Source organism: Dactylosporangium sp. CA-092794 (genome assembly GCF_050948465.1).
Classification (GTDB): domain Bacteria; phylum Actinomycetota; class Actinomycetes; order Mycobacteriales; family Micromonosporaceae; genus Dactylosporangium.
Map to the genome: position 1 here is coordinate 1802663 of NZ_CP192044.1, position 22152 is coordinate 1824814.

General features: G+C 73.0%; 19 protein-coding genes. 14 read left to right on the plus strand and 5 right to left on the minus strand.

From position 1 onward, the window contains the following. The 13 genes from dapA (at position 1) to pspM (ending at position 15600) form a co-directional block, all read left to right on the plus strand. Entirely contained in the window at positions 1 to 954 is a 954-nt protein-coding gene (gene dapA / locus ACQPXD_RS07965) for a 4-hydroxy-tetrahydrodipicolinate synthase (RefSeq protein ID WP_432836274.1), read from the plus strand. Beyond that, entirely contained in the window at positions 951 to 2639 is a 1689-nt protein-coding gene (locus ACQPXD_RS07970) for a ribonuclease J (RefSeq protein ID WP_432836276.1), read from the plus strand. Before dapA ends, ACQPXD_RS07970 begins: the two co-directional genes overlap by 4 nt. 16 nt (positions 2640 to 2655) lie before the next feature. Further along, complete coding sequence (locus ACQPXD_RS07975; RefSeq protein WP_432836278.1) at positions 2656 to 3027, plus strand: DUF2784 domain-containing protein; 372 nt, start codon at positions 2656 to 2658, stop codon at positions 3025 to 3027. A 20-nt stretch (positions 3028 to 3047) separates the two neighbouring features. Continuing rightward, positions 3048 to 5693, plus strand: coding sequence for a DNA translocase FtsK 4TM domain-containing protein (locus tag ACQPXD_RS07980; protein ID WP_432836280.1), 2646 nt, complete (start codon positions 3048 to 3050; stop codon positions 5691 to 5693). A 3-nt stretch (positions 5694 to 5696) separates the two neighbouring features. Next, positions 5697 to 6617 (plus strand): AEC family transporter, encoded by a 921-nt coding sequence (locus ACQPXD_RS07985; RefSeq protein ID WP_432836282.1) that lies wholly within the window; start codon positions 5697 to 5699, stop codon positions 6615 to 6617. A gap of 79 nt (positions 6618 to 6696) precedes the next feature. After that, complete coding sequence (rimO, locus tag ACQPXD_RS07990) at positions 6697 to 8139, plus strand: 30S ribosomal protein S12 methylthiotransferase RimO (RefSeq protein ID WP_432836284.1); 1443 nt, start codon at positions 6697 to 6699, stop codon at positions 8137 to 8139. Beyond that, complete coding sequence (gene pgsA, locus ACQPXD_RS07995) at positions 8136 to 8780, plus strand: CDP-diacylglycerol--glycerol-3-phosphate 3-phosphatidyltransferase (protein WP_432836286.1); 645 nt, start codon at positions 8136 to 8138, stop codon at positions 8778 to 8780. The genes rimO and pgsA overlap by 4 nt, the downstream gene beginning before the upstream one ends. Positions 8781 to 9210: 430 nt before the next feature. Next, positions 9211 to 9747: a CinA family protein gene (locus ACQPXD_RS08000; RefSeq protein WP_432843713.1), complete on the plus strand. Its 537-nt coding sequence runs from the start codon at positions 9211 to 9213 to the stop codon at positions 9745 to 9747. 94 nt (positions 9748 to 9841) lie between these two features. Beyond that, positions 9842 to 10396 (plus strand): helix-turn-helix domain-containing protein, encoded by a 555-nt coding sequence (locus ACQPXD_RS08005; RefSeq protein WP_432836288.1) that lies wholly within the window; start codon positions 9842 to 9844, stop codon positions 10394 to 10396. A gap of 744 nt (positions 10397 to 11140) precedes the next feature. Further along, positions 11141 to 12961, plus strand: a complete 1821-nt coding sequence (locus ACQPXD_RS08010; RefSeq protein ID WP_432836290.1) for a substrate-binding and VWA domain-containing protein — start codon at positions 11141 to 11143, stop codon at positions 12959 to 12961. 29 nt (positions 12962 to 12990) lie between these two features. After that, positions 12991 to 13812: a hypothetical protein gene (locus ACQPXD_RS08015; RefSeq protein WP_432836292.1), complete on the plus strand. Its 822-nt coding sequence runs from the start codon at positions 12991 to 12993 to the stop codon at positions 13810 to 13812. A 143-nt stretch (positions 13813 to 13955) separates the two neighbouring features. Further along, on the plus strand, positions 13956 to 14810 hold the full coding sequence (locus ACQPXD_RS08020; RefSeq protein ID WP_432836294.1) for a PspA/IM30 family protein: 855 nt from the start codon (positions 13956 to 13958) through the stop codon (positions 14808 to 14810). 28 nt (positions 14811 to 14838) lie between these two features. Beyond that, a complete protein-coding gene (gene pspM / locus ACQPXD_RS08025; RefSeq protein WP_432836296.1) occupies positions 14839 to 15600 on the plus strand; it encodes a phage shock envelope stress response protein PspM in 762 nt (253 codons plus the stop codon). Between the two features lie 631 nt (positions 15601 to 16231). Here the strand turns inward: pspM and ACQPXD_RS08030 are convergent. The 5 genes from ACQPXD_RS08030 to ACQPXD_RS08050 form a co-directional block, all read right to left on the minus strand. Further along, complete coding sequence (locus ACQPXD_RS08030; protein WP_432836298.1) at positions 16232 to 17119, minus strand: hypothetical protein; 888 nt, start codon at positions 17117 to 17119, stop codon at positions 16232 to 16234. Between the two features lie 226 nt (positions 17120 to 17345). Beyond that, positions 17346 to 18155, minus strand: coding sequence for a DNA-formamidopyrimidine glycosylase family protein (locus tag ACQPXD_RS08035; protein WP_432836300.1), 810 nt, complete (start codon positions 18153 to 18155; stop codon positions 17346 to 17348). Positions 18156 to 18158: 3 nt separating this feature from the next. After that, entirely contained in the window at positions 18159 to 18599 is a 441-nt protein-coding gene (locus ACQPXD_RS08040) for a hypothetical protein (RefSeq protein ID WP_432836302.1), read from the minus strand. 66 nt (positions 18600 to 18665) lie between these two features. Further along, complete coding sequence (locus ACQPXD_RS08045; protein ID WP_432836304.1) at positions 18666 to 19865, minus strand: glycoside hydrolase family 5 protein; 1200 nt, start codon at positions 19863 to 19865, stop codon at positions 18666 to 18668. 418 nt (positions 19866 to 20283) lie between these two features. Next, a complete protein-coding gene (locus ACQPXD_RS08050) occupies positions 20284 to 21216 on the minus strand; it encodes an LLM class F420-dependent oxidoreductase (RefSeq protein WP_432836306.1) in 933 nt (310 codons plus the stop codon). A gap of 19 nt (positions 21217 to 21235) precedes the next feature. On the opposite strand from ACQPXD_RS08050, the gene ACQPXD_RS08055 reads away from it, so the two are divergent. Continuing rightward, the gene (locus ACQPXD_RS08055; protein WP_432836308.1) at positions 21236 to 22036 is read left to right on the plus strand and encodes an SAM hydrolase/SAM-dependent halogenase family protein; all 801 of its coding nucleotides are present in this window, start codon (positions 21236 to 21238) and stop codon (positions 22034 to 22036) included. Positions 22037 to 22152 lie beyond the last annotated feature (116 nt).

Here is a 22152-nt window from a genome sequence, read left to right on the forward strand (position 1 = left end):
ATGACACGCACCGGTTCCGTCCCCGGCCGGCCGTTCGGCCGGTTGCTCAGCGCGATGGTCACGCCCTTCGGGCCTGACTGCTCGCTCGACGTCGACGGCGCCGCCCGACTCGCCACCTGGCTGGTCGACGAGCAGGACCACGACGGCCTGGTGATCAACGGCACCACCGGCGAGTCGGCGACGACCAGCGACGCGGAGAAGGACCGGCTGCTGCGCGCCGTCGTGGAGGCCGTCGGCGACCGGGCCACCGTGATCGCCGGCGTCGGCACCAACGACACCGCGCACACCGTCGAGCTCGCCCGGGCCGCCGAGAAGGCCGGCGCCGACGGTCTGCTCGTGGTGACGCCGTATTACAACAAGCCGCCCCAGGCCGGCCTGGTCCAGCACTTCCGGACCGTCGCCGACGCCTCCGGGCTGCCCGTGATGCTGTATGACATCCCCGGCCGGGCCGGGGTGGCGATCGAGACCGAGACGCTGTGCCGGCTCGCCGAGCACGCGCGGATCATCGCCGTAAAGGACGCCAAGGGCGACCTCGGGGAGAGCGCCTGGGTCATCAAGCGCACCGACCTGGCGTACTACTCGGGCGAGGACAAGCTCACGCTGCCGCTGCTGTCGGTGGGCGCCGTCGGCGTGGTGGGCGTGCCCACGCACGTGTTCGGCCCCGAGACCAAGCGCATGATCCTCGCCTACGAGTCCGGCGACAACGAGCAGGCCCGCGAGCTGCACCTGAAGCTGCTGCCGGCGTTCTGCGGGTTCTTCCGCACCCAGGGCGTCATGCTGACCAAGGCGGCGCTGACGCTGCTCGGCCTGCCGTCCGGCCCGGTCCGCCCGCCGCTGGTGCCGGCGAATGCGGCGGAGCTCGGCCGGTTGCGGGAGGATTGTGCCGAGGCGGGGCGAACGATCGGTACCGCCGAACAAATGGCCCACCACAACGAACTTGGAGTGGCCCTATGACGGTGCAGCACGTCGAGCTCGATCCGCCGCCCCCGGCCGGGCCCGGCACCCTGCGGGTCACCCCCCTGGGCGGGCTCGGCGCGATCGGCCGCAACATGACGCTGCTGGAGTTCGACGGCAAGCTGCTCGTCATCGACTGCGGCGTGCTGTTCCCCGACGTGGAGCAGCCCGGTGTCGACCTCATCCTGCCCGACTTCTCCTCGATTCTCGACCGGCTGGGGGAGGTTCAGGCGATCGTGCTCACCCACGGGCACGAGGACCACATCGGGGCGGTGCCGTATCTGCTCGCCCACAAGCCCGACATCCCGCTGGTCGGCTCCAAGTTCACGCTCGCGCTGGTCGAGGCGAAGCTCGCCGAGCGGCGCATCGAGCCCTACTCGCTCACCGTCCGTGAGGGGCAGGTGGAGCGGCTCGGCCCGTTCGAGTGCGAGTTCTTCGCGGTCAACCACTCGATCCCCGACGCGCTCGCGGTCGCCGTCACCACGCCGGCCGGCACGCTGCTGCACACCGGCGACTTCAAGATGGACCAGCTGCCGCTGGACGGGCGCATCACCGACCTGGCCGGGTTCGCCCGGCTCGGCGCCGACGGCGTCGACCTGCTGCTGTCGGACTCGACCAACGCCGAGATCCCCGGGTTCGTCGCCCCGGAGCGGGAGATCGGGCCGGTGCTGGCCGGCATCTTCGGCCGGGCCACCGGGCGGATCATCGTCGCCTCGTTCGCCTCCCACGTGCACCGCGTGCAGCAGGTCTTCGACGCGGCGCACGCGCACGGGCGCAAGGTCGCGCTCATCGGCCGGTCGATGGTGCGCAACATGGGCATCGCCCGCGACCTGGGCCTGCTGCGCATCCCGCACGGGCTGGTCATCGCGATCGACGAGGCGATGAACCTGCCGCCGGACCGGATCGTGCTCATGTCGACCGGGTCGCAGGGCGAGCCGATGAGCGCGCTGGGCCGCATGGCCAACGGCGACCACCGGCACGTGGTCATCGGCGACGGCGACACCGTCGTGCTGGCCTCGTCGCTGGTGCCCGGCAACGAGACCGCGGTGTACCGGGTGATCAACCAGCTGTCCCGGGCCGGCGCGATCGTCGTGCACAAGGACGTCGCGAAGGTGCACGTCTCCGGGCACTCCCCGGCCGGCGAGCTGCTTTACCTGCTCAACGTCGTCAAGCCGCGCAACTTCATGCCGGTGCACGGCGAGTGGCGGCACTTGCGCGCCCACGCCCAGCTGGCCCGGGAGGCCGGCGTGCCCGACGAGCGGGTGGTGCTGTGCGAGGACGGCGACGTGGTCGACCTGGTCGACGGCGAGGCCAAGCTGGTCGGGCACATCCGTTCCCGTTATGTGTACGTCGACGGCCTGGCCATCGGCGATGTCGGCGAGTCGCTGCTGACCGAGCGGCGCATCCTCGGCGACGGCGGGTTCATCGCCGCGACCGTGGTCATCGACTCGGTCACCGGCAAGGTCGTCGCCGGCCCGACGGTGTCGGCGAAGGGCTTCTCCGACGATCCGGCGGTGTTCAACGCGGTGCTGCCGCTGGTCACCGAGGCGCTGAACAAGGCGGCGACGGAGGGCATCACCGACCCGCACCAGCTGCAGCAGATCGTGCGCAGAACGGTCGGGCGCTGGGTCAACGAGGCCTACCGGCGCCGGCCGATGATCGTGCCCACGGTGGTCGAGGTCTGAGTGGTCGAGGTCTGAGATGTATGCGGCACTCGCCACGACGGTGCTGGTGCTGCACTTCTGCTTCCTCGCGTATGTCGTGCTCGGCGGGTTCCTCGTCTGGCGGTGGCCGACGGCCTTCTGGCCGCACCTGGCCGCCGCCGCGTGGGGGCTCGCCGTGGTCTCCATCCCGCTCACCTGCCCGCTGACCGTCCTGGAGCACTGGGCCCGGCGGCGGGCCGGGCAGAGCGTCGACGAGCGCGGCTTCATCGACCACTACATCGAAAACGTGCTCTATCCCGAGCGCTACACCCACTTGCTGCAGGTCCTGGTGGGTGTGCTCGTCGTCGGGTCGTATGCGGTGGCGCTCGCGCGGTACCGGCACCGGCGTGCCGAGCGAAAAATGTCGTAGCCCCCCGCTACGGTGTGACCATGGCGGGCCGCACCTCCCAGGCCGGCCGCGGCGGAGGTGCGTCCAACGCCCGCGGCGGTTCGAACACGCGTGCTACCCCGCAGAAGCGCGCCGCACCGCGCACCCGCACCGCGGCGCCGACCCCGGCGGCGAAGGCCACGCCCGCCGCCCGCGGCCGCGGCCGGGCCGCGCCCCGGGCCACCACCCGCACCGCGACCCCGGTCCGCCGCCGGCGGACCGGCGCGATGGTCGCCACCCCGCTCGGGCTGTTCGGCCGGGGCATGATCGCGGTCTGGATGGGGCTCGCGCACAGCGTCGGCTGGGGCGCCCGGGCGATCGGCCGGCAGGCGGCCACCGCCCGCGAGCTCGACCCGGAGCACCGCCGCGACGGCGCCGGCCTGGCCGTCATCGGCCTCGCCGTGCTGCTCACCGCGGCCCTGTGGTTCCAGGCGGCCGGGCCGGTCGGGCGCTGGCTGGCCGGCATGTGCCACACGTTCATCGGCGCCGCCTCCGCCGTGCTGCCCGTCCTGCTGGTCATCGGCGGCGTCCGGATCATGCGCTCCGGCGGCGACGCCGAGGAGCACCGCGGCCGCGGCATCGTCGGCTGGGGCGCGCTGTTCATCGGCGGCACCGGCCTGATGCACCTCGCCGCCGGCAGCCCCACCCTGCCCGCGCGGATGGACCGGGCCGGCGGCCTGCTGGGCCGCGGCGGCGGCGGGCTGCTGGAGATGGCGGTGACGTCCTGGGTGGCGGTGCCGCTCCTGCTGCTGCTGTCCGGCTTCGGCCTGCTCGTCGTCACGTCCACGCCGATCAGCCGCATCCCGCACCGCTGGCGGCAGCTGCGCGACCTCGCCCTGGGCCGGGTCGAGGACCCGGCGCTCGCCGACGACGAGGAGTTCGACGACCTCTACGACGAGCCGGAGGAGACGCCCGCGCGGCGCTCGCCGGCCCGGCGCCGGCAGGGCTCCCGGACCGGCGAGCCCGAGCCGCTGCCGCACCCGCTCGGCCTCGACCCCGACGAGTTCGACGCCGCCGCGCCCGACCTGGAGCCGGAGCTCATCCACGACACCGTCGTGCTACAGCGCATGCCGACCCCGGCGCGGAAGGCGAAGAAGGAGCCCAGGGAGAAGGAGCCGCCGGAGCACTCGCCGCAGCCCACCCGGGCCGAGCAGCTCGCGCTCACCGACGCCGACTACAAGCTGCCCCCGCCCACCCTGCTCGGCACCGGCGACGCCCCGCGCGGGCGCACCCGGGCCAACGACGAGGTGATGGGCGCGCTGCAGGGGGTGTTCGAGCAGTTCGGCGTCGACGCCATGGTGACCGGCTTCACCCGGGGGCCGACGGTCACCCGCTACGAGGTGGAGATCGGCCACGGCGTCAAGGTCGAGCGGATCACCGCCCTGTCCAAGAACATCGCCTACGCGGTGAAGTCGGCCGACGTGCGCATCCAGAGCCCGATCCCGGGCAAGAGCGCGGTCGGCGTGGAGATTCCCAACCCCGACCGGGAGAACGTCGCGCTCGGCGACGTGCTGCGCTCCCGGGTCGCGACCGGCGACCACCACCCGCTGATCGTCGCGCTGGGCAAGGACATCGAGGGCGGCTACGTGGTGGCCAACCTGGCCAAGATGCCGCACATCCTCATCGCGGGCGCCACCGGCGCCGGCAAGTCCTCCTGCCTCAACAGCCTGCTGGTGTCGCTGCTGACCCGAGCCACGCCCGACGAGGTCCGGCTGCTGCTGGTCGACCCCAAGCGGGTGGAGCTGACCAGCTACGAGGGCGTCCCGCACCTGGTCACGCCGATCGTCACCAACCCGAAGAAGGCCGCCGACGCGCTCGACTGGGTCGTCGGCGAGATGGACATGCGCTACGACGACCTGGCCGCGGCCGGGGTCCGGCACATCGACGACTACAACCGCAAGGTCCGGGCCGGGCAGATCACCGCGCCGCCGGGCAGCGAGCGGGTGATCCGGCCGTATCCGTATCTGCTGGTCGTCGTCGACGAGCTCGCCGACCTGATGATGGTCGCGCCGCGCGACGTCGAGGACTCGGTGGTGCGCATCACCCAGCTGGCCCGTGCCGCCGGCATCCACCTGGTGCTGGCTACCCAGCGGCCCAGCGTCGACGTCGTGACCGGCCTGATCAAGGCCAACGTGCCGTCCCGCCTGGCGTTCGCCACGTCCAGCCTGGCCGACTCGCGGGTCATCCTCGACCAGCCCGGCGCGGAGAAGCTCATCGGCCGCGGCGACGCGCTGTTCCTGCCGATGGGCGCGTCGAAGCCGATCCGCATCCAGGGCGCCTGGGTCTCCGAGACCGAGATCAGCGACGTCGTCAAGTTCTGCAAGGACCAGCGCGAGCCCGAGTTCCGGCCCGACGTCACGGTCAAGCGCGACGAGGGCAAGAAGAAGATCGACGAGGAGATCGGCGACGACCTCGAGCTGCTCGTGCAGGCCATCGAGCTGGTCGTGACCAGCCAGTTCGGCTCGACCAGCATGCTGCAGCGCAAGCTGCGGGTCGGCTTCGCCAAGGCCGGGCGGCTCATGGATCTCATGGAGACCCGCGGCATCGTCGGGCCGTCCGAGGGCTCCAAGGCCCGCGACGTGCTGATCAAGCCGGACGCGCTGCCCGAGGTGCTCGGCGCCCTCCAGGCCGCCGAAGACGACGACTGACGCGTGCTCGCCGCGTTCGTGCCCATCTGGGCGCTGACCGCGGTCGGCTATCTGACCGGCCGCACCCGGGTGCTCGGCCCGGCCGCCGTCGACGTGCTCGGCGCGTTCGTCTTCTACGTCGCCATGCCCGCGGCGCTGCTCGACACGCTGACCCGCCAGCCGCTCGGCGGCCCGGCCGGGCGCGCGGTCGCCGCCTTCGCGACCGCCACCCTGATCATCGGCGCCGTCGGCTTCTGCGCCGCCCGCTGGGTGTTCCGCCGCTCCCTGGCCGAGCAGACGGTCGCCGCGATGGCCTCCGCCTACGTCAACGCCGGCAACCTGGGCATCCCGGTCGCCGTGCGGGTGCTGGGCGACGCGAGCTTCATCGCGGTGGTCCTGCTCATCCAGACCACCATCCTCACCCCGATCATCCTCGGTACTCTGGACATCGCGCAGAGTGAGCATTCGGCCGGTCGCTGGCGGCGCCTGCTGACCGTGCCGCTGCGCAGCCCCGTCATGCTCGCCTGCCTGGCCGGCGTGATCCTGGGCGCCGCCGGCGTCCACCTGCCCAGTCTGATGGGCGACACCGTGGCGCTGCTCGGCGACGCCGCGGTGCCCTCGGCGCTCATCGCTCTGGGGCTTTCCCTGGTACCGCGTGGTCCCGCCGACGGCGAGCCCCGGCGCCCGGCCGAGGTCGCCCTCTCCGTGCTGCTCAAGTCGTGCGTGCAGCCCGCGCTGTGCTTCGCGCTGGGCCGGTTCGTGTTCGGCCTGAGCGGTCCGGCCCTGCTCGCGGTGGTGCTGTGCTCGGCGCTGCCGACGGCGCAGAACACGTTCGTCTACGGCCGCGCGTACGGCGTCGACGGCACGTTCGCCCGGGATGTGATCGTCGCCTCAACCGCCCTGTCGATGGCGACCCTCAGCATCACCGCCGCGCTGCTGCGGTAGCCCGGCGTCGCCCGTGCGGACCGGACCTGGAGCGGATCCGGCCCGCAAAATGTCAGCCCCGGTCGGTACCCTCGACAGCATGTCCACCAACGCCGACCGCCGCGTAGCCCTGCTCACCCTGGGCTGCGCCCGCAACGAGGTGGACTCCGAGGAGCTCGCCGCCCGCCTCGCCGACGGTGGCTGGCAGGTGACCACCGACGGCACCGACGCCGACGTCGTGCTCGTCAACACCTGCGGCTTCGTCGCCAAGGCCAAGCAGGACTCGATCGACACCCTGCTGGCCGCGGCCGACACCGGCGGCGCCAAGGTGGTCGCCACCGGATGCCTCGCCGAGCGCTATGGGGAGGAGCTCGCGGGTGAACTGCCCGAGGCCCACGCCGTGCTCGGCTTCGACCACTACCCCGACATGGCGGCCCGGCTCGACGCCGTCCTGGCCGGCGAGACGATCCCGTCCCACGCCCCCCGCGACCGGCGCACCCTGCTGCCGATCACCCCGGTCGCGCGGCGTACCGCGCCCGTCGTGACGCCCGGTCACCTCCCCGCCCACCTGCGCGGGGTGATGCGGCAACGGCTCGACTCGGGGCCAGTGGCGCCGCTGAAGCTGGCCAGCGGCTGCGACCGGCGGTGCGCGTTCTGCGCCATTCCGTCCTTCCGCGGCGCGTTCGTCTCGCGGACCCCCGACGAGGTGCTCGCCGAGGCCGAGTGGCTGGGCGCCAACGGGGTGCGCGAGCTCGTCCTGGTCAGCGAGAATTCGACCTCCTACGGCAAGGACCTCGGCGACCCCCGCCTGCTGGAGAAGCTCCTGCCCCAGCTGGCTGCCGTCTCCGGCATCGTGCGGGTTCGGGTCTCCTACCTGCAGCCCGCCGAGACCCGCCCCGGCCTGATCGAGGCGATCGCGACCACCCCGGGCGTCGCGCCGTATTTCGACCTGTCCTTCCAGCACTCCAGCGAGCCCGTCCTGCGCCGCATGCGCCGCTTCGGCTCCACCGAGCGCTTCCTCGACCTGCTCCGCTCGGTCCGCCGCCTCGACCCCGACGCCGGCGCGCGCAGCAACGTCATCGTCGGCTTCCCCGGCGAGACCCGCGAGGACATCGACGAGCTCGCCCGCTTCCTCACCGAGGCCCGCCTGGACGCGGTCGGCGTCTTCGACTACAGCGACGAGGACGGCACCGAGGCCGCCGGCCTGCCGGACAAGGTGCCCGCCGACACGATCAAGAAGCGGTACGACTGGATGAGCGCCCTGGCCGAGGAGCTGTGCGCCCAGCGCGCCGGCGACCGCGTCGGCACCGTCGTCGAGGTGCTCGTCGACACGGTGGACCACCACGCCGACGGCACCGAGGTCGAGGGCCGCGGCGCCCACCAGGCCCCCGAGGTCGACGGCTCCACCACCCTCGTGCCCGGCGGCGCCGTCGACCCGGCCACCCTCCGCCCCGGCGACCTGGTCCGCGCGAAGGTCACCGAGAGCATCGGCGTCGACCTGATCGCGACGCCGATCGAGCTGATCGGCCCGGCGGCGCGATGACGGCGGCCAAGCCCGTCCCGCTGCTCAACGCGGCCAACGTCCTCACGGTCGCGCGGATGGTGCTCGTCCCCGTCTTCGTCCTCTGCGTCGTGGCCAGCCGCATGACGCACGACGCCTGGCAGATCGCGGCCGGCCTCATCTTCGTCGTGGCCTCCGCCACCGACTACGTCGACGGCTGGATCGCCCGCGCGCACAACCTGGTGACGTCGTTCGGCAAGGTCGCCGACCCGATCGCGGACAAGGCCCTCACCGGCGCCGCCCTGGTCCTGCTCTCCATCTACGACCGCCTCCCGTGGTGGGTGACGCTGGTCATCCTGATCCGCGAGTGGGGCGTGACCGCGCTGCGCTTCTGGGTGCTCCGCCACGGCGTGATCGCGGCCAGCCGCGGCGGCAAGGTCAAGACCGCCCTGCAGATCCTCGGCATCGGCTGGTACCTCGCACCGCTGCCCGCCGCCTTCGCCGCCGTCGGCCCCTGGATCATGTTCGCCGCCGTCGCCGTGACCGTCGTCACGGGCCTGGACTACGTGGCCCGCGCGATCCGCATCCGGCGCGCTTCGCTCTCCACGGCCGGTGGCGCCCCCCACCCGGCGCCGGCGGAGGCCCCGGCCGTCGCCCCCCAGGCGGACGAGCCGGTCGCATGACCCCGGGCCGCCCCGCCCGGCCCGCGCCCGCGGCGAGGCGTCCAGCGTCGCGAGCGGTGCGGCCCGCCTCGTCGGGTGGTTTCGGCGAGACGTTTCCGCGCCGAACGGCCGTGGTCGTGCTCGGGCCTGGTGCGTTGCCGTCGTGCTCGGCGGGCTCTTCGGCGTTTCCGTTGCTCGGGGCGGCGTTTCCGGGTTTCGCCGCGGTCGTGTTCGGCATCGCCCAGTGCGGCGCGGCCACCCGGGAACGCCCTCCGGCGAGAGGCCGAACCGGCGGCGTGGTGCTGCCCGGCGTGCTGCAGGCTGCGCGATCATGTGGTGCGTTCGGAGCGGATATGTCCGCCACTTCGTGACGGACATATCCGACATTTCGGTTATCTGAGTTTTGGCGGATAGACAGTGCTCTGGGTGTGCAGGTCCTTGGGGCCCGATGATGGTGCGCGGGAAAGGGGACGGCGTGACTGATAGTTCGGGGCGGGACAAGCGGGCGGGCGCGATTCTCGAGGCGCTCGAGCGGCGCGGGGAGACGCTGGCCGTGGCCGAGTCGTTGACGGGCGGGTTGCTGGCGGCCGCCTTCGTGGAGGTGCCGGGGGCGAGCCGGGTGTTCCGGGGCGGGATCGTGGCGTACGCGACAGAACTCAAGGCGAAGCTCCTCGGGGTGCCTCCGCCGCTGCTCGCGGCGCACGGGCCGGTCGACCCGTCGGTCGCCGCGGCGCTCGCCGCCGGGGCGCGGGAGCGGTGCGGGTCGGACTGGGCCGCGTCCACGACCGGGGTCGCCGGGCCGGACCCGCAGGGAGGCCAGCCGGTCGGGCGGGTGTATGTGGCGGTGGTCGGGCCGCCGCCCGTCCGCGGCGAGCCGGACCGCGTTGAAGTGCGCGAACTCACCCTGCCGGGCGATCGCGCGGCGGTGCGGACGGGCGCGGTGTCGGCCGCCGTGATGCTGCTCGCAGATACCCTCGCCGTCTTGTAACGGCGGGGCAGGGTGTCGATCGGCTCCGCACCAGGTACCGTGACGAGTACCAGTTTTTCGCGGTCTTGCCAGCTGCGTCAGAGGGGGTGCCGCCGTGCTGCTTCGTCGGGTGATCGGTGACGCGCTGCGAGCGCGACGGCAGGCCCAGCATCGGACGCTGCGGCAGGTTTCGACCGCGGCCAATGTGAGCCTGGGGTATTTGTCCGAGATCGAGCGGGGCCAGAAGGAGGCGTCCAGCGAGCTGCTGGCCGCGATCTGCGAGGCCCTGGGAGCGGCGCTGTCCGAGGTGCTGCGTGACGTGAGCGACACCCTAGCCCTCGCCGAAGACCTGCCGCCGGTGCTCGTGCCGGTCGGCGCCCCCGAGCCGGGGCCCGACGAGGCGTCGACCTCGGCCGTCGCGCCGTCCACCGCCTCGGCTCCCGCCGGCGTGCCGGTGCCTGTGCCGGCCGGGGCTCCGTCGGGCGATGCGGCCGCGAGCGGGCCGGCCGACGGGCCGCAGGCGCGCCTGGTGCGCAAAGCGGGCCGGCCGAAGATCGCCGCCGATGCCAAGCTGTCGGTCGCAGTGCATCACGACGGGCCGCTTCGCACGACGCTGCGGGCGACTCGCGGGACGTCCGACCGGGAGCGCGACGTCGTCTTCGCTGCCTGAGCTCGCCGCCTCCTGGGTCGCGGGGTCGGCCGTTTCCGGGGCCGGGGAGGGCCGGGGGAGAGGGTGGCCCGGGCCGGGTCGGGGAGAGTGCGGGCCGGTCAAGGAGGAGTCCGCGGTCGGGAGTTGAGTCCTCGAACGCCGAGTGGCGCGGTGCGGAACCGTAGACGATCACGAAACCCTGCGGCGGCCCTACAACGGCCTTGACCGTCCGTGATCACGTGGCCAATAGCGGGCCGGTTGGCGGGGAATTCGCCACTATCGGGCGCACGCCGCCCCGTCGCGCTGCGCACGCCGCCCCGTCGCGCTGCGCACGCCGCCCCGTCGCGCTGCGCACGCCGCCCCGTCGCGCTGCGCACGTCCTCCGCCGCGAGCGCGTTCGCTGCCGCGCTTCGCAGGGCTTCCGCTACGGTTCGCACGGCAGACGTTGCGGTGTGTAGCACTTCCACCGCTGTCGCGGCCCGCGCTCGGGACTGGGCGGACGTAAGTCTCCGTGATCATGAGGTGCTCGCCCCGAAAGTGGCGGTTTGCGGTGATCTTGGAGACATATGGTACCTATAGGTACATTTTCGCTCCGCGATCATGAAAAACCCTTGGTGCTCGGGCGAGTTCGGCATGATCGTGGAGAGTTCTCGTCGCGGGCTGGTTGCCGCGCGGTGAACGGGCGGGTTCGACGTGGTCTGACACACTGGGGCCGCGCCCGTTCCGGGCGATGAAAGCGCGCAGCAGCGTGGAGGCGAGCGACCCGTGAGCTACCCGGCACCCAACCGGCGGCGTAATCCACTCCCGGTCGTCATCGCTGCGGTGATCGGCGTGTTCGCGGTCTGCGGTGTGTACCTCGTGCTGGCCAACCGGGGCGGGGACGACAACGGCGGGCCGGCCGGTGCGCCGCGGCGGGAAGGGTGCATCGCGCTCAACGTCACCGCCTCCAGCGAGAAGGCCGCGCTCATGCAGGAGCTGGCCAAGAGCTACATCCGGTCCGACCGGCGGTTCGACGGCAAGTGTGCCGACCCCGTCGTGCAGTCCAAGGCGTCCGGCGCGGCGCTCGACGCGCTCGCCAGCGGGTGGGACGTGGGGCGCGACGGGCCTCAGCCGGCGGTGTGGACGCCCGCTTCGGCGTCGTGGGTGGCGCTGCTGACGCAGCGGCTGGCCGGCGGCGACAAGGGCGCGCTGGTACCGGACGGGAAGCTGCCGATGATCGCGCAGTCCCCGCTCGTGCTCGCGATGCCCAAGCCGATGGCCGAGGCGCTCGGGTGGCCGGACAAGCCGATCGGCTGGGGCGACGTGCTCGGGCTCAGCAACGATCCCAACGGGTGGGGCGCCAAGGGACACCCGGAGTGGGGGCGGTTCAAGCTCGGCAAGACCAATCCGCACTTCTCGACCTCGGGGCTGAACGCGACCGTCGGCGCGTACTTCGCCGCCACCGGGCGGTCGACCGACCTCACCGAGAAGGACCTCGCCGACCCCAACGTGCTCAACTACGTCAAGTCGGTCGAGTCGGGCGTGGTCCACTACGGCGACACCTCGCTGACGTTCCTGTCCAACTTCGCCGCCGCCGACCAGGCCGGGCGCGGGCTGAACTACATCAGCGCGGTCGCGATCGAAGAGAAGTCGGTGTACGACTACAACACGGGAAACCCCACGGGCGACCCGGCCCTGGCCGGCAAGGGGCCCAAGCCGCGGGTGCCGCTCGTCGCGGTGTACCCGAAGGAAGGCACTTTGATCAGCGACCACCCATATGTGGTGCTGACCAACGCCAGCGACGAGCAGCGGGCGGCCGCGGCGGACTTCCTGGCCTACGTGCGCGACGCCCCGCAGCAGCAGCGGTTCACCGACCTGGCCTTCCGCTCCTCCGAGGGCAAGGCCGGCGCCGGGCTGACCCGGGAGAACGGGCTGACGCCCGACGCGAAGTACACCGTGATCGACCCGCCGGCGCCGCAGGTGCTGGAGAAGGCGCTGAGCACGTGGGACGCCCAGCGCAAGCGGGCCAAGGTGCTGCTCGTGCTGGACGTCTCCGGGTCGATGACCACCCCCGCCGGCAACGGCCAGACCCGTATCGAGCTGGCCAAGCAGGCCGCGCTGCAGTCGCTGTCGCTGTTCGCGCCGGACGACGAGGTCGGGCTGTGGACGTTCTCGACCGAGGTCGGCGGGGCCAGCACGCCCTACACCGAGCAGGTGCCGGTCGGGGCGCTGAGCGGCAACCGGGCGCCGCTGGAGCAGGTGATCAGGTCGCTGAGCGCGGAGGGCGGCACGGCGCTGTACGCGACCACGCGGGCCGCCCAGTCCAAGATGGCGGAGCTGGCCGACCCGGCCCGGATCAACGCGGTCGTGGTGCTCACCGACGGCAAGAACGAGTACCCGAAGGACAGCGATCTCGACGCCCTCATCCGTGACGTGGACACCGCCGACAAGGAGATCCCGGTCCGGGTGTTCACCATCGCGTACGGCGGGCAGGCCGACCTCGGCACCCTGCAGAAGATCTCGGCGGCCTCGCGCGCGGCGGCCTACGACGCGAGCGACCCGACGACCATCGACAAGGTGCTCGTCAACGTCCTGAGCAACTTCTGATCCGCATCCGGACAAGGCACACTTACGGCGTGGGCGTCAAGGAGCAGCTGACCGAGCCGTGGGGTCTCGTCGCGGCCGGGGTCCTGGGCGGCATGGGCGGAGCGGTCGCGGCCGCCCTGGCCCCGGCCGGCCTGCTGGTCGGGTTGCCGGTCGGCATCGTGGTCGCGGGCGCCGTCTACGGCGTCAGGGTCGGCCTCGGCGCGCTCGCCGACCGCGGCCGCTCGCCCCGCCCGCTGACCGCGCCCGCCCCGCAGAGCCTGCCCACGCCGCCGCGCGGCAGCGACGCGGAGCGCTGGCTGCGCCGGGCCGAGGCGGCGGTGCGCACGCTGCGCAAGCAGTCCGAGGGCACCGGCGACCCGCTCCTGGGCGCACAGGTCGCGGAGGTCGACGACCAGGCCGCGGGCGCGCTCGCGGACCTCGCCCGGTTCGCCGGGCAGGTGACGCTGATCGCGCAGACCGAGTCGGGGATCAACGTCCAGCGGCTGCGGCAGGACCACAACCAGCTGCAGCGCGGCCTGTCCGGCACGCCGGCCGGGCCGCTGCGCGACGAGCGCGAGCGGGCCCTGCGGGCCGTGTCCGATCAGCTCGACGTGGGCAAGCGGCTGCGCGAGGCCCGGGAGATGCTGCTGGCCCGCATGCAATCGGCCGTTCTGGGCATGGAAGGTTTGGTGGCTCGCATGGCGGAGCTGGTGGCGTTGCATGCGACGACGGTCGGGGGTACCCCGCTGACCGCGACGAAGGTGGCGGAGCTCACCAACGACCTCGAGGGGTTGCGGGCGGGACTGGCCGAGGCCGAGCGACTGTCCCGCTCGGCGCTGTCCGGCGGGGATCCCCCGGGTGGACAGCCCTGACTTCTCCCTGACTTGCGTCCGGATTGGTGGGTTATGGTGGTAATTTCCCGCCTATTGCCCTACCGGTGGGCGTGACGCTCTAGCGCGAGCCTGACACCATGGAAGCCTGCACGTTCAAGTGCTGGCCGAGAGAGGACCGCGAGATGGCGAATCCGTTCGCTAAGGGCTGGAAGTACCTCATGGCGCTGTTCGGTGCCAAGATCGACGAGTACGCCGATCCGAAGGTGCAGATCCAGCAGGCGATCGAGGATGCGCAGCGTCAGCACCAGGCGCTGGTCCAGCAGGCCGCGGCCGTGATCGGCAACCAGCGCCAGCTGGAGATGCGGCTGTCCAGGCAGATGTCCGAGGTCGAGAAGTTGCAGGGGTCGGCCCGCCAGGCGCTGGTGCTCGCCGACAAGTCGCGCGCCGAGGGTGACGAGGCCAAGGCCGCGCAATATGAGCAGACCGCCCAGGTGTTCGCCACCCAGCTGGTCGCCGCCGAGCAGGGCATGGAGGATCTCAAGACCCTCCACGACCAGTCGCTCAACGCGGCCGCGCAGGCGCGCAAGGCGGTCGAGAACAACGCGATGATGCTCCAGCAGAAGCTCGCCGAGCGCACCAAGCTGCTCAGCCAGCTGGAGCAGGCGAAGATGCAGGAGAGCGTCGCCAAGTCGCTGGAGTCCATGAGCGGCCTGGCCGCCCCGGGTAACACCCCGTCGCTCGACGAGGTCCGGGAGAAGATCGAGCGGCGGTATGCCAACGCCATGGGCCGGGCCGAGCTCGCCTCCAACTCCGTCGAGGGCCGCATGCTGGAGGTCCAGCGCTCGAGCCTCGACATGGCCGGCAGCTCCCGCCTCGACCAGATCCGCGCGAGCATGGCCGGCGAGCAGCTCGCGGCCGCGCCCGGGTCGCCCGCCGTGGCCGCGTCGGGGCAGAAGGACGCCAGCGTCTCCCGCCTGGACGAGATCCGCGCGAGCCTCAAGGACAAGCAGGCGGGAGACTCGGCCAGCGCCAGCTGACCGGACGGGAAGCGAACCGGGGGCGGTCATGACCAGCGATCGGACCAGGCACCTGAAGCGGCTGCGGAAGCTGCACCGCTCGGCGCGCGGCTGGTCCGTGCGCGCCGGGCTGCTCACCGGCGCGACCGCCGTCCTGGTGCCCTACAGCGGCCTCGGCCTGCCCGACGCGTTCTGGGCGGCCGCGGCCGGCGGCTCGATCGCCATCACCTGGTGGCGATGGCTGGACTACCGGGCGTTCCGCGCGCTGCCGGTCCCGCCCGAGCCCGACCCGGCCCTGGCCGGCGCCCTCGCCCGCGAAAAACTCGTCGGCCTGGTCCAGCGGCTCCCGGCCGGCCGCACCGCGATCGCCGAGTTCGACCGCCAGCGCGATTCGTTCAAGCTGCGCGGCCTGACCGTCGCCGAGCCGTGGCGCCGCCTCGACCGCGCCGCCACCATGCTCAGCGGCCTGGTCGGCCGCCTCGGCCCGGCCGCGGAGTCGGCCGTCCTCGACGCCACCGTCGCCGAGCGCCAGCTCCGCGACCTGGCCCAGCGCTGCGCCTCGGTCGAGCGCGCGATGCGCATCGGTCCGGCCGGCGACGGCCTGCGCCCCGCCCACCAGGCCCTCGCCCAGCAACTGGAGCAGGGCGTGACGGCTTATGAGCAGTTCGTGACCGCGGCCGCCGGCTGCGTGGCCGAGGACAACACCGCGGTCGGCAACCTCACCGACGCGACCGCCTTCCTGCGCGGCGTCGCCGAGGGCCTCGCCGACCTGCGCGGCACGACCCCGACCGCCCACCCCCAGACCGCCTGACCTCCGCCACGTCCGCTCCGCCCCCCCCGTCGGCCGCCCCCCGTCGGCCGCCCCCGTCGGCCGTCGCGCCGTCGGCCGCCCCCCGTCGGCCGTCGCGCCGGACATTTCGGATTTGTCCGAAAAATATGGACTCGGGTCCGCGTCACTTCCAGACCGTTGCTCCCGCCAGACACCGGGCCGGGGCCTGCCCTGAACGGGCGGCCCCGACCCTGCCAGGTCCGCGGTGCCAAGGTGCACCGGTGGGCGCGGCCTGGCCGGCTGTATGTCTCCGTGATCATGATGCCCGCGGTGACCGCACACCGGGTTTGCCATGATCCCGGAGACTTGTGGTACACGGGGGTACATCAGCACTCCGTGATCATGAAAAACCGTTGGTGTCGATGCCGCGATGCTCATGATCACGGAGACTTCCGGTCGCTGCGCCGTGCAGCTCCCGACAGGTGGGACGCGATCGCCGGCCGCGCCACAAGTGTCGGGAAGGGCACCACGTGATCGCCGGCGGGCATCGCGGCCAGCGGTGCCGGTTCCCGGGCGTCGCTGGCCGGTGCCGCGTCGCTCATACACCACGTCGGCGGACGTGACCTGCGCGGTGGCAGGGCCCGGCCGGGTCCGGGGTGCCGACTAGGGGCGGCTACTCGTTGGGGAGCAGGTAGCGCCAGCAGGCGCGGACGGCGGTGCCGTCGGGCAGCTGGTAGGAGGGCCAGGCGCCGCGCTGGTCGAGGTCCCGGGTCAGGATCCGCATGGCCGCGCGGGCCGGGTCGCCGTCGAGGTCGGCCTGGCGCAGGCCCTCCGAGTTGGGCGGGGGCAGCTGTACGCCGGTGGGCCACGCGGCCAGGGTGGGCGACGCGCTCGGGTCGCCGGTGGTGATCGGGGAGCCGCCGCCGGTGCCCGACGTGGTGTCCAGGGCCGGGACGGCGACCACGCGGACGCGCGTGGCCAGGTACGGCTGCGCGGTCGCGGACACCGTCTTGTGCACCGTGGCCAGGCGGTCGCGGGCGTTGTAGAGCACGTCGGCGTACACATGGTCGGGTTTGAGCTCGTCGAACGCGACCGCCGTGAACGACAGCGGACCGGTCGGCGTCCACACCGTGACCCTGGTGACGGGGGCATCCATGATCGTCGGGGTCACCGTCGGCTGCTTCTGGGCCGCGTCCGAGCGCAGGTCGCCGGTCAGGCCGGTGGCCAGGGCCTGCAGCTTGTCCGGGTCCAGGCGGGACAGGTAGGCGGCGTCGGCGATGGTGTCGCCGTCGCCGTACACCACCAGGCGCGGCGGGCGCAGGGCCGCGATCCCCGGGGCGGTGAGGCCGCCGGTGAGCTCCCACACGGCGAGCGGCACGTCCTCGGGCGGGACCAGCGACGGGGTGGGCGAAGGGGCGGCCGCCGGGGCGCTGTCGCAGGCCGAGAGGGCGGCCGACGCGAGCACGCCGGCGAGCAGGCCGCGGCGGGTCAGCCGGAGGTGCACCGGCTCGCCGCCCCGTGCGCGGTCGCGGACCCCGTTGTGCACATCGCCCCTCCCCATGAGACGTCATCCGCACGCACACTATCGCGCGTCACCGAATCGACGGGCGCCGGTAACCCGACGGTCCCACTTGGGCGGGTGATAAGGGAGCGTGAAGTGTTCCTTAGGCATGGTGCCGCCGGCGCGCCCGATGCATACCGTTTGGGCACATGGGGTACCACAACCAAGGCTTTTGGCTTTTGAACATCGACGCCGATGGCGACCTCGCCCTCGTCTGGCAGCGCGATCAGTCCGGAAGCGGCTCGGGTCCCGGCTGGCAGGCGGGGCACCAGTATGTGATGCGCTCGTGGTCGCCGCCCGTCCAGCGCCGGATGACGGTGCGGCACCTGCGGCAGGGCTGACCGGCGCGCTCGAACACCCAGTTGGTCTCGCCCCGGCGCAGCGACCCGGTCGTCGCCTGCGTCCAGCGGCCGCGGTTGGCGTTCATCAGCGCGTGCGCCCGCGCCACCAGGGCGGGCAGGTCGGCGACCTCGCCCACCGGCGTCCACGGCCACACGCCGCGCAGGAACAGCGTCTCGGCCTTGTAAAGATTGCCGATGCCGGCCAGGTTGCGCTGGTCGAGCAGCGCGTCGGCGATCGGGCGCTCGGGTCGCGCCTCCAGGCGCCGCACCGCCTCGGCGGCGTCCCAGTCGGCGCCCATGAGATCGGGGCCGAGGTGCCCGACCAGCCGCGCCTCGTCGCGGGTCGGCACGATCGCCAGCTCGTGCAGGTGGTAACCGACGGCGACGACGGCCGGGGTGTGCAGCGCGACCCGGATCAGGTGGGCGGGGCGGCCGGTCCAGCGCTCGCCCGGCGCATACGTGCGCCAGGTCCCGTCCATGCGCAGGTGCGAGTGCAGCGTGAGCGGCTCGCGGCCCTCGCGGGTGAAGCGCAGCAGCAGGTGCTTGCCCCGGCAGGCGGGCTCGGCGACGGTCCAGCCGGACAGGTCGCTCGTGGCCAGCCGCGGCACCCGGAAGTCGCTGCGCGTGACGACCTGGCCCGCGATCGCCTCGCCCAGGATGCGCGCGGTGTTCCAGACGGTGTCACCCTCGGGCACGGCTCACTCGCCGGCCGGCGCTACCGAGTAGCGGTCCAGGTGCCCGCGCGCCTCGAGGGCGGCCACCACCGACTCCGCGTCCGCGCGGGACTCCAGGCGGGCCACCTCGTACGGATCGCCGTCGTCGCCCTGCCGCAGCACCAGCCACAGCCCGGCCTCGACCTTGGCCTGCACCTTCCGCGCGCCTTGCTCGGCCTGGCGGAGGTGGTCGGCGGCCTGCTGCTCGGCCAGCCGGAGGATCTGCTCGACCCGCGTGCCCAGCCCGGGCAGCGCCGGCCGGTTGTTGTCGGGATCGGCGGGGTCCCACGGCGGCTCGGGCTGGCTCGCCGCGAACATGACCAGCCCGACGACGGTGGCGGCCACGCCGACCCAGAGCGCCGCCGTGTGCGCGCTCGACGAGGCGAGCTGCGACCCGGCGAACAGTCCGGCGCCCAGCCCGATCACGAGTATTGACCAACGCCTCATAACGGTTTGAGGCTAGCGGCAACGGGCAACGCGCGGGGGCCCGCGTCAGGTGGTCAGCACCTGGCGCGCCAGCGGGGTGAGCCGCTGGCAGTGCGCGGGCGGCGGCCAGGTCACGCTGCGCAGCTCGTCGGCGTAGGTCATCCAGTAGTGGCCGCTGCCGTCGTGGTCGAAGTACGCGTGCGACTCGTAGGCCACGCGGTGCACCGGGTCGCGGATCCACGCCGTCGGGTGCATCTCGCCCCACGACGGCGGCCCCATCGGCACGTACCCGCTGACCAGGATCGCCCGCCGGTCCCCGTTGGCGCGGATGGCGTCGACCGCCTCCTGGGCGGCGCGCTCCCAGATCAGCGCGCCCGCGCGCCCGTCGGCGGCCAGCCGGGTCGGCTCGTTGAGCAGCCCCAGCCCGATGACGGCGGGGTTGTCCACGGCGGTGCTCATCCGCCGCCAGAAGTCGGCCAGGGCGGTCGTGGGCAGCCGGAACTCGCCCAGCCGGAGCATCCGCGGCGGCCCCTGCGGACCGCCCCCGAGCGCGTAGTCGCCGTAGTTGTGCAGGTCGATGATCACCGCCAGGCCGGCCTCCCGCGCGTGCCGCAGGGCGGCGCGCACCCGGGCGAGCTCGGCCTGGTCCAGCGGCCCGAACGGCCGGGGCTGCAGCCGCTCCCAGTTCACCGCGAGCCGCACCAGCCGCACGCCGCGCCCGGCCAGGAATGTGTAGCTCGACGGGGTCTCGTACGTGTAGTCCTGCCCGTAGTGCCCGGGGTTGCCGGTGCCGAAGCCGCCGTTGCTGTCCGAGGCGGCGAACGACCCGGCGGCGAGGTTGACGCCGCGCAGATATCCGGGGGTACTGCCGTGGTTCTCGACGATGCGCGCCTGCGGCCCGGCCACGTCGACCTGCAGGCCGTGCGCGACCGGGCGGTACACCGCCATCGGGTAGTTCGCCGGCCAGGTGCCCGCCGCCCACGCGGTGACCGGCAGCCCGACCGCGTCAGCGGCCTCGTACCAGGCCTCGGCGACGCCGCTCCACTGCGCCGCGTCCTTGTCCGACGGCCACCCGATCTCGCCGATGAACCCGGTCGCGTGGTTGCGCCGCAGCCAGGCGGAGAAGTTGGCGAGCCCCGCCACGGCTCGGGCCTTCACGTCATCGTCCACGCACAGCACACGCTCCGGCCGTGGATTCTGCAGTGGTACCGCCAGTGCCGCCACGATCAGCACGCCCACCGCCAGCAGGGCCGCCGATTTGCGCACGACGACGTGCTTGCGCGGGATCGGCCGCCTCGTCCCGACCCGCCCCGGCGGCCTCCGCCCGGCCGCGTTTTCCGGCCCGTGCTCTTCCGGCCCGTGCTCTTCCGGCTCTTGCACTTGCGGGCCGTGCTCTTCCGGGCTCTGCTCTTCCGGCTCTTGCTCTTGCGGGCCTTGCGCCGCCGCGGCGCTGTCCGGCAATGCGGCCTCGTCCGGGTGGGTGGACTCGGGTCCGGTCGGCGTCGTGTCTGTCGGGGGCGGTTCGCCGGGTGGCGGCTCGTCGATCGGCCCCTCACCCGGCGGCGACCCCTTCCGCGGCAGCACCACGCGCGGTTTCTGCCCGGATTTTTCGTGACTTACCCGCCTTCGACCCGATTAGCGTGGCCGTGCGGCCTCGTGGCCGTGCGGCCTCGCGGCCGCGGGGTCAGGGCAGCAGCGGCGCCACCTCGGCCGCGATCAGCTCCACGTGCTCCAGGTCCCGCAGGTCGAGCAGCTGCAGGAACGCCCGCGACGCGCCCGCCTTCACGAAGCCGTGCAACTGCTCGGCGATGCGCTCGGGCGTGCCGTACAGCTGCCCGCCCTGCGGCCCCTTCGGGTCCAGCCCGACCGCCTCGGCCCGGCGCCGCACCTCGGCCTCGGTGGCGCCGCACACGATCGTCTGCGCGAACGAGAACACGATCGGCGCCCGACCGTCGCGCCCTTCGCGCTCGATCGCATCGACCACCCGCTGGTACTGCGCCTCGGTCTCGCCCAGCGTCGAGAACGGCACGTTGAACTCGTCGGCGAACCGCGCCGCCAGCCGCGGCGTGCGGTTGGGCCCCTTGCCGCCGATGATGATCGGCGGCCCCGGCTGCTGCACCGGCTTGGGCAGCGCCGGGGAGTCGACGAGGTCGTAGTAGCGCCCCTCGAAGGTGTATGTCGACCCGGCCGGCGTGGACCACAGCCCGGTGAGGATCTCCAGCTGCTCGCTGAGCCGGTCGAACCGCTCGCCCCGCGGCGGGAACGGGATGCCGTAGGCGGTGTGCTCCCGCTCGTACCATCCGGCCCCGAGCCCGACCTCGACCCGCCCGCCACTCATCGCGTCAACCTGCGCGACGGCGATGGCCAGCGGCCCCGGGTATCGGAACGTGGCCGAGCTCACGAGCGTGCCGAGCCGAATCGTCGACGTCTCCCGCGCCAGCCCGGCGAGCGTCACCCACGAGTCGGTCGGCCCCGGCAGCCCGTCACCGGAGAAGTTGACAAAGTGATCGGACCGGAAGAACGCCTCGAACCCCAGCCGCTCAGCCCGCTGCGCGATGGCAAGCTGATCCTCATACGTCGCGCCCAGCTGGGGCTCGACGAACACGCAAAGCCGCATGAGACCCGACACTATCGTGATGACGCCCAGCATGATCTCGTTCACCACCGACTACGGCCTGTCGGACGGCTTCGTCGCGGCTTGTCACGGCGCGATCGCCCGCCTGGCCCCCCAGGCCCGCGTGCTCGACGTCACCCACCTGATCCCCCCGGGCGACGTCCGCCGCGCCGCCGCCGTGCTGGCGCAGACCGTCCCGTCCTTGCCGCAGTCGGTCCACCTGGCCGTGGTGGACCCCGGCGTGGGCACGTCCCGCCGCCCGATAGCCCTGCGAACCGCGGACGGCAGCCTGCTGGTCGGCCCGGACAACGGCCTACTCCTCCCCGCCGCCGACGCCCTGGGCGGCCCGACGGTCGCGGTCCACCTGACGAACCGGACCTGGTTCGCCGACCGGGTCTCGCACACCTTCCACGGCCGCGACATCTTCGCCCCGGTAGCCGCCCGCCTGTGGTCCGGCGCCGACCTACGCGAGGCCGGCGCGGACATCGACGACCCGGTCCGCCTCCCGGCGCCGCTCGTCTCCCGGTCCGAGGGAACCTTGACCGCGGAAGTCCTGACCATCGACCACTTCGGCAACGTCCAACTGGCCGCCACCGCGGACCTGCTGGCCGACACCCCACGCGAACTCCAGGTCAACGGCGAGCCGGCCACCCGCACAACAACCTTCGCCGAGGCCCCCGAGGGCACCCTGGTAGTCCTCGCGGACTCGGCCGGCCACGTAGCGGTAGCCGTCAACGGCGGCAACGCGGCAACCCGCCTGGCCGCAGCCCCTGGCACGCCGATAACCCTGACCTGGCCCAGCCCGACCCCGCACCGAACCTGACAGCGGCCCGCGAACGCCGCCACCGCGCTCCGCGCCGGCCGTGACAGGGCGCACGACGAACCACGCCCATGCCCGTGTGTGGGCGCGCCCCCGCCCTGTCCTGGCCCCTGAGCCCC

What these genes read in the sequence shown, in the direction of transcription:
- ACQPXD_RS08055 (WP_432836308.1), top strand. Translation starts at nt 21,236, where the DNA reads ATGACGCCCAGCATGATCTCGTTCACCACCGACTACGGCCTGTCGGAC.
- ACQPXD_RS08000 (WP_432843713.1), top strand. Translation starts at nt 9,211, where the DNA reads ATGGTGCGCGGGAAAGGGGACGGCGTGACTGATAGTTCGGGGCGGGAC.
- rimO (WP_432836284.1), top strand. Translation starts at nt 6,697, where the DNA reads ATGTCCACCAACGCCGACCGCCGCGTAGCCCTGCTCACCCTGGGCTGC.
- pspM (WP_432836296.1), top strand. Translation starts at nt 14,839, where the DNA reads ATGACCAGCGATCGGACCAGGCACCTGAAGCGGCTGCGGAAGCTGCAC.
- ACQPXD_RS07975 (WP_432836278.1), top strand. Translation starts at nt 2,656, where the DNA reads ATGTATGCGGCACTCGCCACGACGGTGCTGGTGCTGCACTTCTGCTTC.
- ACQPXD_RS08050 (WP_432836306.1), bottom strand. Translation starts at nt 21,216, where the DNA reads ATGCGGCTTTGCGTGTTCGTCGAGCCCCAGCTGGGCGCGACGTATGAG.
- ACQPXD_RS07970 (WP_432836276.1), top strand. Translation starts at nt 951, where the DNA reads ATGACGGTGCAGCACGTCGAGCTCGATCCGCCGCCCCCGGCCGGGCCC.
- pgsA (WP_432836286.1), top strand. Translation starts at nt 8,136, where the DNA reads ATGACGGCGGCCAAGCCCGTCCCGCTGCTCAACGCGGCCAACGTCCTC.
- ACQPXD_RS08030 (WP_432836298.1), bottom strand. Translation starts at nt 17,119, where the DNA reads ATGGGGAGGGGCGATGTGCACAACGGGGTCCGCGACCGCGCACGGGGC.
- ACQPXD_RS07980 (WP_432836280.1), top strand. Translation starts at nt 3,048, where the DNA reads ATGGCGGGCCGCACCTCCCAGGCCGGCCGCGGCGGAGGTGCGTCCAAC.
- dapA (WP_432836274.1), top strand. Translation starts at nt 1, where the DNA reads ATGACACGCACCGGTTCCGTCCCCGGCCGGCCGTTCGGCCGGTTGCTC.
- ACQPXD_RS08020 (WP_432836294.1), top strand. Translation starts at nt 13,956, where the DNA reads ATGGCGAATCCGTTCGCTAAGGGCTGGAAGTACCTCATGGCGCTGTTC.